General features: G+C 69.0%; 8 protein-coding genes. 3 read left to right on the top strand and 5 right to left on the bottom strand.

Features of this window, described 5'->3' with window-relative positions:
• On the bottom strand, positions 1–404 hold a 404-nt coding region (locus D7V88_RS34570; RefSeq protein ID WP_244238548.1), incomplete at its 3' end, for a tetratricopeptide repeat protein.
• A complete protein-coding gene (locus D7V88_RS34565; RefSeq protein WP_120544872.1) occupies positions 401–1,981 on the bottom strand; it encodes a serine/threonine protein kinase in 1,581 nt (526 codons plus the stop codon). The genes D7V88_RS34570 and D7V88_RS34565, both read right to left, overlap by 4 nt.
• Positions 1,982–2,269: 288 nt before the next feature.
• Between D7V88_RS34565 and D7V88_RS34560 the strand changes: the two genes are divergently transcribed.
• Both D7V88_RS34560 and D7V88_RS34555 read left to right on the top strand, forming a co-directional pair.
• On the top strand, positions 2,270–3,139 hold the full coding sequence (locus D7V88_RS34560) for a cobalamin-binding protein (RefSeq protein ID WP_120544871.1): 870 nt from the start codon (positions 2,270–2,272) through the stop codon (positions 3,137–3,139).
• Between the two features lie 351 nt (positions 3,140–3,490).
• Positions 3,491–5,221, top strand: coding sequence for a BamA/TamA family outer membrane protein (locus tag D7V88_RS34555; protein ID WP_372241148.1), 1,731 nt, complete (start codon positions 3,491–3,493; stop codon positions 5,219–5,221).
• A 9-nt stretch (positions 5,222–5,230) separates the two neighbouring features.
• Here D7V88_RS34555 and D7V88_RS34550 read toward each other — a convergent pair whose 3' ends face one another.
• On the bottom strand, positions 5,231–6,010 hold the full coding sequence (locus D7V88_RS34550; protein ID WP_120544870.1) for a UPF0489 family protein: 780 nt from the start codon (positions 6,008–6,010) through the stop codon (positions 5,231–5,233).
• A gap of 118 nt (positions 6,011–6,128) precedes the next feature.
• On the opposite strand from D7V88_RS34550, the gene D7V88_RS34545 reads away from it, so the two are divergent.
• Positions 6,129–8,345 (top strand): S9 family peptidase, encoded by a 2,217-nt coding sequence (locus D7V88_RS34545; protein ID WP_120544869.1) that lies wholly within the window; start codon positions 6,129–6,131, stop codon positions 8,343–8,345.
• 115 nt (positions 8,346–8,460) lie between these two features.
• Here D7V88_RS34545 and D7V88_RS34540 read toward each other — a convergent pair whose 3' ends face one another.
• Together D7V88_RS34540 and sucB are read right to left on the bottom strand one after the other, a co-directional pair.
• Complete coding sequence (locus D7V88_RS34540; RefSeq protein WP_014397260.1) at positions 8,461–8,664, bottom strand: cold-shock protein; 204 nt, start codon at positions 8,662–8,664, stop codon at positions 8,461–8,463.
• Between the two features lie 163 nt (positions 8,665–8,827).
• The coding region (gene sucB, locus D7V88_RS34535; RefSeq protein WP_120544868.1) for a dihydrolipoyllysine-residue succinyltransferase at positions 8,828–9,543 on the bottom strand (716 nt) is incomplete at its 5' end.

Genomic DNA, 9,543 nt, shown 5'->3' with positions numbered 1-9,543 from the left:
GGCATGGGCAGGGTCGAGTCCTGCGAGCCGGGCGTGCTGCCAGGGGCGGGGGCGTCCGCGGAGGCGGCCTGCTGCGTGGCCTCCAGTCGCGTCACCTGAGCCTGCACGTTGGCGGCGTCCGGCGGATTCGAGGCGAGGTAGCGCTTGAAGGCGTCCAGCGCCTCCTCCAGCCGTCCCGCGTCCTGGTAGGCGCGCGCGATGTTGTAGAGGACGCTGGGGTGCGGCTTGATCTTGTAGGCCTCTTCCAACTCGGAGATGCCTTCATCGAACTGCTTCTGCTCGATGAGGTTCATGCCGTTGCGGAAGTGGCGGCGCGCTTCCAGGCGCGCGTCCGCCAGGGCCTCGGTCGCGCAAAGACACAGCGCGAGGAGCGCCCCACGTCGAAAGACTGTCGGGATGGTCACTTGTACGGATCGTCCTTGTACGCGGAGCCGGGAGCCTTCGGCTTCGGTGCCTGCTTCTTGATGCGCGTCAACTTCATGGAAACGGCGACGGTATTGCCCGCGGTCCCCGCGTAGCTCTGCCTGACAGACTGGTGGCCGTCGAGCGCGAGTTCCACCACCACGGAGGCCAGCCCCGAACCGTCCGGAGGCTGCTGGAGCTCGATGGGCGTGCTGCCGCGCACCGTGCCGTTGATCTTCACCTCCGCACCCGGAGGATCACTGTCCACCTGGAAGCGCACGAACTTCGGCGCGGCCGGAGGCTGCGTTTCGGGCGCGGCCGTGGGTTCGCGCTCCAGCGGCGTTTCGGCGACGGGCGCGCGGGCCACGGGGATGGGCTGCGGCGAGGGCTGCGGGACCGGGGCCTGCGTGGCGCGCAGCACGAACACCGCCGCCGCGGCGATGCCCACCAGCACGGAGCCGCCGAACAGCGCGATGCCGAGCCCCTTGCCGGACTTCTTCTCCGTCGCGGACGCCTGCTCGTCCACGGAGATGTCCAGCGCGACGGTGTTGGGGCCGGAGCCCACCAGCGCGTGCGCCCCCGTATGAGGACCGCTGTGCGGACCGGAGCCCACGGAGTTGAGGCCGGTGCGCGGGCTGGAGAAGACGCCGCTGACGCCGGACGCGGAGGCCGCGGCGCGCATGCCCTGGAGCACCGCGTCCATGGACGCGTAGCGGTCCACCGGGCGCTTGGCCAGGCACTTCATCACCAGCGTCTCCACCTCCGGCGGGACGCCGTGGTCGGGCCAGATGGTGTGGAAGGACGGCGGCGGGTCGTTGATGTGCTTGACGATGACGTCGATGCTCTGCGCCGCCTGGAAGGGCGGGCGGCCCATCAGGATCTGATAGAGCACGACGCCCAGGCTGTACACGTCGCTGCGCGGATCCGCGATGTTGCGCGCCTGCTCCGGCGCCATGTACTGCGGCGAGCCCAGGATGACGCCCGCCTGCGTGAGCGTGGTGTCCTCCTTCATGTTGGCGTCGCCGAGGAAGGACTTCACCAGGCCGAAGTCCAGCACCTTCACCACGTCGTGGTCGGTCTCCTGGTTGAGGACCATGACGTTGGCGGGCTTCAGGTCGCGGTGGATGAGGCCGACCTTGTGGGCCTCGCGCAGCGAGCGGGCCACCTGCTGCGCGATGCTCAGCGCGCGGTCCCACGGCAGCGGGCCTTCCTGGATGAGCAACTGCGACAGCGTGAGCCCCTCCAGGTACTCCATGGCGATGTAGTAGATGCCGTCTTCCGTCTTCCCGTAGTCGATGACGGTGACGGTGTTCGGGTGGCGCAGCTTCGCCGTGACGCTGGCCTCCAGGAAGAAGCGCTTCTGGAAGCCGGGGTCCTTGCCCTCGCCGCTGTACTGCGGGTTGAGGACCTTGAGGGCCACGAGCCGGTCCAACGGCGCCTGCATGGCCTTGTAGACGCGGCCCATGCCGCCGGCCCCGAGCGTCTCCAGGATGCGGAAACGTTCGTTGAGGATCCTCCCGAGCAGAGGATCCGTCACGTCGGTAGGCGCGCCCTTTCGGGGGGCGTCGCTTTCGATCATGTGTTCCCCCAGGAAACGAGAAGGACCGCGCACGTTGGTAAGGCCGCGCAGGATGCTAGCACCGCCTTGGAAAACCGCCCAAGAGACGTCCCTCGCGCACCGGGACGCCCGGGGACGCCGAGTTTCCGGCCCCGGCCACGTGCCTGCACTCCCGCACCTGCCGTGTTGGTGTCCCCCGGAGCGGTTCGGAAATCAGGAAAATCAGCGTCCGCTGGCGCACAGAGGGAGGTGACTGGTGCGATGCGTCATCCCGGGTGGAGGGCGTGAGGGCGCGTTAGGTTCCCCGGGATGAACGCCCATCTGTCCTCGCTGTTGTCGTCGGCGCCGCGCTATCCGCGGCGGGTGGTGTGCATGACGGAGGAGACGACGGAGGTGCTCTACCGCATCGGGGCGGGGGAGCTGGTCGTCGGCGTGTCGGGGTTCACGGTGCGGCCTCCGGAGGCGCGCAAGAAGCCCCGGGTGAGCTCGTTCCTGGACGCGAACTTCGAGCGCATCCTGGAGCTGAAGCCGGATCTGGTGCTGGGCTTCTCCGACCTGCAGGCGGACATCGGGCGGGAGCTGTGCAAGCGCGGCGTGCCTGTGTACCTGTTCAACCAGCGCTCGCTCGCGGAGATTCTCCAAACGGTGCGGCTCATCGGGGCGTTGGTGGGGCGCGCGGAGGCGTCGGAGGCGCTGGCGGTGGAGCTGGAGAAGAACCTGGAGCGTCACTCGGATGCGGCGCAGTCGCTGCCCCGGCGGCCGCGCATCTTCTTCGAGGAGTGGCACGAGCCGCTCATCTCCGGCATCCGCTGGTGTTCGGAGCTGGTGGAGGTGGTGGGTGGGGAGGACGTGTGCCAGGAGTCGCGCGCGTCGCAGGGGGCGAAGGGCCGCATCTTCGAACCGGAGGAGGTGGCGCGCAGGAACCCCGAGGGCGTCATCGCGAGCTGGTGCGGGCGCAAGGCGAAGCGCGACAAGATTGCTTCGCGGCCGGGCTGGGACCGGGTGCGGGCGGTGGTGGATGACCAGCTCTACGAGGTGCGCAGCTCGTACATCCTCCAGCCGGGGCCGGCGGCGCTGACGGACGGGGTGGATCAACTGGCGCGCATCGTGGGGGCCATCGCTCGGGGGGAGAAGCTGCCCATGCACCGTCCGGGAGACCTTCGCACCGCGCTGGAGTGAGGGGAGGCTGGCGGAGGGCGCGGCGCATGACAGGATGCGCGCGTGCCGCTTCCGCTGCTCGTCCTGGTGTCCACCGTGCTCGCCGCGACGGGCGGGACTTCCGCGCCGTGGGAGCGCGAGGCCGTGGTCCTTGCCCAGGCCGAAGGCTTGAAGGATCCGTGGGCGCGGCAGTCCGAGCGCGAAGGTCCGGACAGCGCACAAGCATCTCCAGCGCAGCAGCCCGAGGGTGCGGGCTCCGGCAGGCCCCAGGATGCGGCCTCCTCCGATGCGCCCGTTCGGACTCCAGAGGGTGAGCCTTCCGGCGTGTCGAACGCGGAGGTGCCCGCGCCGCCGCGTTCGGAACAGGTGCCCGTGGGCCCGGAAGGGACGGACGCGCCCGCGCCTCTGACGGTGGATGCGAACAAGAACTACGAAGACGCGCTCATCGCCTGGGGCCTGGAGCAGAGCGAGCGCCAGGTGGAGCCCGTCCCCGAGGGCAAGGTGCTGGAGGAGGTGGTCGTCAGCGCGGAGGAGGTCGTCGCGCCGATGGACCCCTATCCATCGCTGCTCAACATCTTCCACATCCGCACCCGCGATCAGATCGTCCGGCAGGAAGTGCTGCTGACGCCGGGTCAGCCGTACTCGCCAGCGCTCGTCGCGGAGTCGGTGCGCAACCTGCGCAAGCTGGGCCTCTTCTCCGTGGTGCGCGCCGTTCCCGTGAAGGGCAGTGCCCCCGACAAGGTCGCGCTGCTGGTCGTCACCAAGGACCTGTGGTCGCTGCGGCTCAACAACGAGTTCTCCGCCGTGGGCTCGCTGCTGCTCTACCTGCGCCTCCAGGGCACGGAGCAGAACTTCCTGGGGCGCGGCAAGAAGGTGGCGGTGGACTTCATCCTCCGCCTGGACACCTTCAGCTTCGGGCAGAGCTACACCGACCAACGCGTGCTCGGCAGCCGCTGGTCGCTCTCCGAATCCGCCGCCGTGCTCATCAACCGCGACACGGGCCGAGCGGAAGGCTCGCGCGGAAGCCTCTCCGTCAGCCGTCCGCTGTATTCGCTCTCGACACCGTGGAGCCTGAGCACGTCCGTCGCGTGGAACGTGGAGACCGCACGCCAGTTCCGGGGCGCGGACATCTGGCAGTTGCCGTTCCCGGACGGCGACCCTGTTCCGTACGTCTACAACACGCGTGAGGTGGCCGTGGGCTCCACGTACACGCGCTCCTACGGCCAGCGCTACAAGTGGAACGTGGGCCTGGGCGCGGGCGCCTACCACTACGCCTACGCCCCGCCGGTGGCGTCCAATCTCAGCGACGCGCAGACGGACTGGTTCCGGAGCAACTACCTGCCGCGCCAGGAGGACGCGGGGTACGCGAACTTCTCCCTCAGCGCTTTCGAGGCCCGCTACGACGTGCTCCGCAACGTGGACTCGTACACGCTGTCGGAGGACTTCCAGCTCGGGCACTCGGTGGTGGCCAAGCTGCGCTACGCGCCGCCCGTGTTCCCGTCCGCCGCGCACTTCGCCGAAGGTGGCCTGTCCCTGCGCTACCGCGTGCACTGGGGTGATGCGCTCACCACCGCGTCCGCCGCCGCGTCCATCCGCCGCCAGTTCAGCGGCCAGGAGGACACCGTCCAGGAAGGGTGGACCAACCGGCGGTGGGCGGCGGAGCTGGTGCAGGTGTCGCCGCGAGTGCTCGGCGGGCGCTTCGTGGCGCGAGGCCTGCTGGACGTGAACATCGACGACCTGTCCGAACGCGTGAGCCTGCTGGGCGGCAGCAACGGCCTGCGCGGCGCGGCGGTGGATGCGTACTCCGGCAAGCGGCTCTTGCTCGTGAACCTGGAGTACCGCACCGCGCCGCTCGTCGTGCGCACGGTGCACCTGGGCGGGGTGTTCTTCCTCGACTCGGGCAGCGCCTTCAACAAGCGGCCCGAGATGGTGACCACCGTGGGCGTGGGCCTGCGCATCCTGTTCCCCCAGTTCAACGTGTTCCCGTTCCGCATCGACTTCGGCTACGTGCTCAACGGGGACCGGCCTCCCGTGGGCAGCCGCCTGTCACTCAGCAGCGGACAGGTGACCGAGTACCGGCCGTCGTTCCTCGACTCCCCCTGAAGCGCCGCCTCAGGGTGGCTCCACATGGAGCAGCTCCCGGAAGAGCACCTCCGCCGCGTCGCGGAACAACTCCCCGGACGCGAGCAGCCCGCCGCAGTGGTGAGGCTCACGCGCCAGCGTCAACGCGATGGCCTTGCCCAGCACCGCGTCCCAGAAGGGCTCTGACTCGGAGGGCAGCAGGAACTCCCGGATGATGGCCTTGGGCCACGGCAGCACCGTGGTCGGATCCGCGTCGCTCAAGGTGGTGAAGCAGTCCAGGTCCACGTCCAGCAGCACGCTCGCCGCATCCTCCAGCACGTCGCGCACGAGGTCCGTGGGGCCGGGGTTCCGGTACGCCTCCGCCGCGCGGTCCACCGTCGTCACCGTCACCAGCCGGTGCGAGCGTCCCCGCGTGTCCACGTAGGTGTTCCCGGCGAAGGCGCCCCGGGGCCGCGTGCGCGCGATGATCAACGCATCCCCCACGAGGTTCGCCTCCATCGCCGCGAGGATGTGGTCGTAGTTGCGCACGTTCAGGTGCCAGCGCGCATGTTCATCCAGGGCGCGCAGGCCCGCGGAGCGGTCCGGCATCTCCGCCGGCTTCGCGGGCACCACCACGTCCAGGTGCCGGTCCAGCGTCACCAGCAGGGCAGGGGGGCCCACGTCGCCCAGGGCGCAGGCCCACGCTGGCAGTGCGAGCCGGTGCGGGTCGAACACGTAGGCGTCCGTGGGGCCCCGGCCGCCGCCCAGGCCCAGGCGCACCACGCCCGCGAGGCGCAGATGCCGCAAGGCGTTGTCATCTTCCGACTGCATGGCGGTGGGAATCCTCTCGGGGGCCGGACGTTGGGAGGGCCGCGCGGCGGCCGGAGTGTAGGCTTGCGCGCATCTTCCCGCGAAAGGAGCCCCGCCCCGCGCGGGGATTCAACTACGCATGCGTCAAGCCCTCACTGCCGCGCTCCTCCTCATGAGCGCCCCCGCCCTCGCACAGGAGCTGAAGCCCCTCGCCATGGCCCCTTCGCAAAAGCAGCCGGACCTCTTCCTGCGCCAGTACGCCGAAACGCGCCGCTTCCAGAGCGGCCGTCCCACGGGAGTGCGAATCACCCCGGATGAGCAGTCCGTGCTCTTCCTGCGCACCTCCCCCACGTCCAACGTGCAGATGCTCTACGCGTTCGACGTGGCCAACGGGCAGGCGCGCGAGCTGCTCACCCCCGAAGCCCTGCTCAAGGGCACCGAGGAGACGCTGACCTCCGAGGAGAAGGCCCGCCGCGAGCGCATGCGCGTGAGCGCCCGGGGCTTCACCTCCTACAGCCTGTCCGAGGACGGCACCCGACTGCTGGTGCCCCTGTCCGGCCGCCTCTACGTGGTGGACCGCGCCACGGGCAAGTCCACGGAGGTGAAGACGGGCCCCGGCGTCATCGACCCGCGCCTGTCCCCGGACGGCAAGCAGGTGGCCTACGTCCGCGGGCACGACGTGTACCGGGTGGACCTGGCCTCCAACCAGGAGAAGGCCGTCACCAAGGGCGGCACCGAGCAGAAGACGCACGGTCTGGCAGAGTTCGTCGCGCAGGAGGAGATGAGCCGCTTCTCCGGCTACTGGTGGAGCCCGGACGCGAAGTCCATCGCGTACACGGAGTCCGACACGGCCGACGTGGAGAAGCTCACCATCGTGGACGTGATGCACCCGGAGAAGGGCGGGGAAGTGTTCCCGTATCCACGCCCCGGCAAGCCCAACGCCAAGGTGCGCCTGGGCATCAGCCCCGTCACCGGCGGCAAGACGGTGTGGGCGCAGTGGGACGCGCAGAAGTACCCGTACCTGGCCACCGTGAAGTGGGACAAGGGCGGGCCGCTCACGCTGCTCGTGCAGAACCGCCTCCAGACGGAGGAGCAGGTGCTGGCGGTGGACCCCGCCACCGGCAAGACGCGCGTGCTCCTCACGGAGAAGGACGCCGCGTGGGTGGAGCTCAACCAGGACTTCCCCCTGTGGCTGGAGGATGGCTCCGGCTTCCTCTGGTACACCGAGCGCAACGGCGGCCCCGAAGTGGAGCTGCGCAAGGCCAACGGCGAGCTGGAGCGCTCCGTGGTGAAGCCGGACGCGGGCTTCCGCAACCTCGCCCGCTTCGTGCAGTCGGACAAGACGCTGTTCTTCTCCGGTGACCCGAACCCCACCGAGAGCCACATGTGGCGCGTGAAGGACGGCGGCGCCCCGGTGAAGGTGGCCACCGGCAACACGGGCCCGGGCCTGGAGATGGGCATGGTCTCCAAGAACGGCGGCCTGTTCGTCCTGAGCACCCAGGGCCCCAAGGCCATGCCGCGCACGCTGGTGATGAAGGGCGACGGCACGCAGCTGGGCGAGCTGCCGGAGGTGGCGCAGGAGCCGCCCTTCACGCCGAACTTCGAGGTGCGGCAGGTGGGGGCGAAGAAGTTCTGGACCTCGCTGGTGAAGCCGCGCGACTTCAAGCCCGGCACCAAGCTGCCCGTCATCGTGGAGGTCTACGCAGGCCCCTCCACCACCGTGGTGCACCAGTCCATGGCCGCGCACCTGCTCAGCCAGTGGATGGCCGACAAGGGCTTCCTCGTCGTCAAGGTGGACGGCCGCGGCACGCCGCTGCGCACCGCCGAGTGGAACCGCGTGGTGAAGCACGACTTCGCCACCGTCACCCTGGATGATCAGATTGAGGCGGTGCAGGCGCTGGCGAAGGAGGTGCCGGAGATGGACCTCAAGCGCGTGGGCATCACCGGCTGGAGCTTCGGCGGGTACATGGCCGCGCTGGCCGTGCTGAAGCGTCCGGACTTCTTCAAGGCCGCCGTGTCCGGCGCCCCGGTGGTGGACTGGCGTGACTACGACACGCACTACACCGAGCGCTACCTGGGCCTGCCGGAAGAGTCGCCCCAGGCGTATGAGGTCAGCAGCCTGCTCACGTACGCGAAGAAGGACGCCCCCATCGGCGCGCTGCTGCTGCTGCACGGCACCGCGGACGACAACGTCTACTTCTTCCACACGCTGAAGCTGTCGGACGCGCTCTTCCGCGCCGGCAAGCCGCACCAGTTGCTGCCTTTGAGCGGCCTGACGCACATGGTGCCGGATCCGCTCGTCACGGAACGCCAGTACGAGCGCGTGATGGCGCACTTCCAGCAGAACCTGAAGTAGCGCCTGAAGACAGACACAGCCTTCGAAAAATGGAGAGGCCCGGTTCCCCTGACGGGGGGCCGGGCCTCTTCAGTTCAACCAGTCCGTGAGGATTGGCTGACGACGACGCATCACTTCACGCCGCGCGGACGTTCTGTGCCTGCAGGCCCTTGGGGCCCTTGGTGACTTCGAACTCCACCTTCTGGCCTTCGGCCAGCGTGCGGAACCCATCCATGTTGATGGCGGTGTGGTGGCAGAACACGTCTTCGCCGCCGCCGTCCTGGGTGATGAAGCCGAAGCCCTTCGCGTCGTTGAACCACTTCACGGTGCCAGTTGCCATTGCGCTTCCTTGCGTTTGCAGGGCAGCCGTGGGGAAGGCCGCCCGTTCTGCCCGACGACCGGGAGACGGACCTATTTGTAGTGAAAGGGCCGCCTGGAAGTCCAGCCGGCCCCCGGGGAATGCCCGTCTTCCCACCCCGCACAACCATGTGCGGAGGAGTGGGTCAGATGTCGAGGAGCAGGCGCTCCGGGTCCTCGATGCATTCCTTCACACGCACCAGGAACTGCACCGCTTCGCGGCCGTCCACCAGGCGGTGATCGTACGTGAGCGCGATGTACATGATGGGCCGGATGACCACCTGGCCGTCACGCGCCACCGGGCGGTCCACGATGTTGTGCATGCCCAGGATGCCCGTCTGCGGCGGGTTCAGGATGGGCGTGGACAGCATGGAGCCGAAGATGCCGCCGTTGGTGATGGTGAAGGTGCCGCCCTGCAAATCCGTCAGGGTCAGCTTGTCATTGCGAGCGCGGCCGCCGTAGTCACCGACCGTCTTCTCCAGCTCCGCGAGCGACAGCTTGTTCGCGTCGCGCACCACCGGCACCACGAGACCGCGGCTGCCGCTCACGGCGACGCCGATGTCGTAGTAGTGCTTGAAGATGACGTCCTCGCCGTCGATCTCCGCGTTGATCTGCGGGAACGCCTTGAGGGCCTCCACCGACGCGCGGATGAAGAAGCTCATGAACCCGAGCTTCACGCCGTGCTTCGCCTGGAACTTCTCGTTGTACTTCTTGCGAAGCGCCATCACCTCGCCCATGTCCACCTCGTTGAAGGTGGTGAGCAGGGCGGCGTTGGACTGGGCCTGGAGCAGGCGCTCGGCGACGCGCTTGCGCAGCGGCGTCATGCGCACGCGCTCTTCCCGCGCGGCGTTGGGGCGCGGGC

The sequence above is a fragment of the Corallococcus terminator genome (genome assembly GCF_003611635.1).
Taxonomy (GTDB): domain Bacteria; phylum Myxococcota; class Myxococcia; order Myxococcales; family Myxococcaceae; genus Corallococcus; species Corallococcus terminator.
The sequence above is the reverse complement of the archived record's forward strand: the minus strand, read 5'-3'. Positions and strand labels throughout refer to the sequence as shown.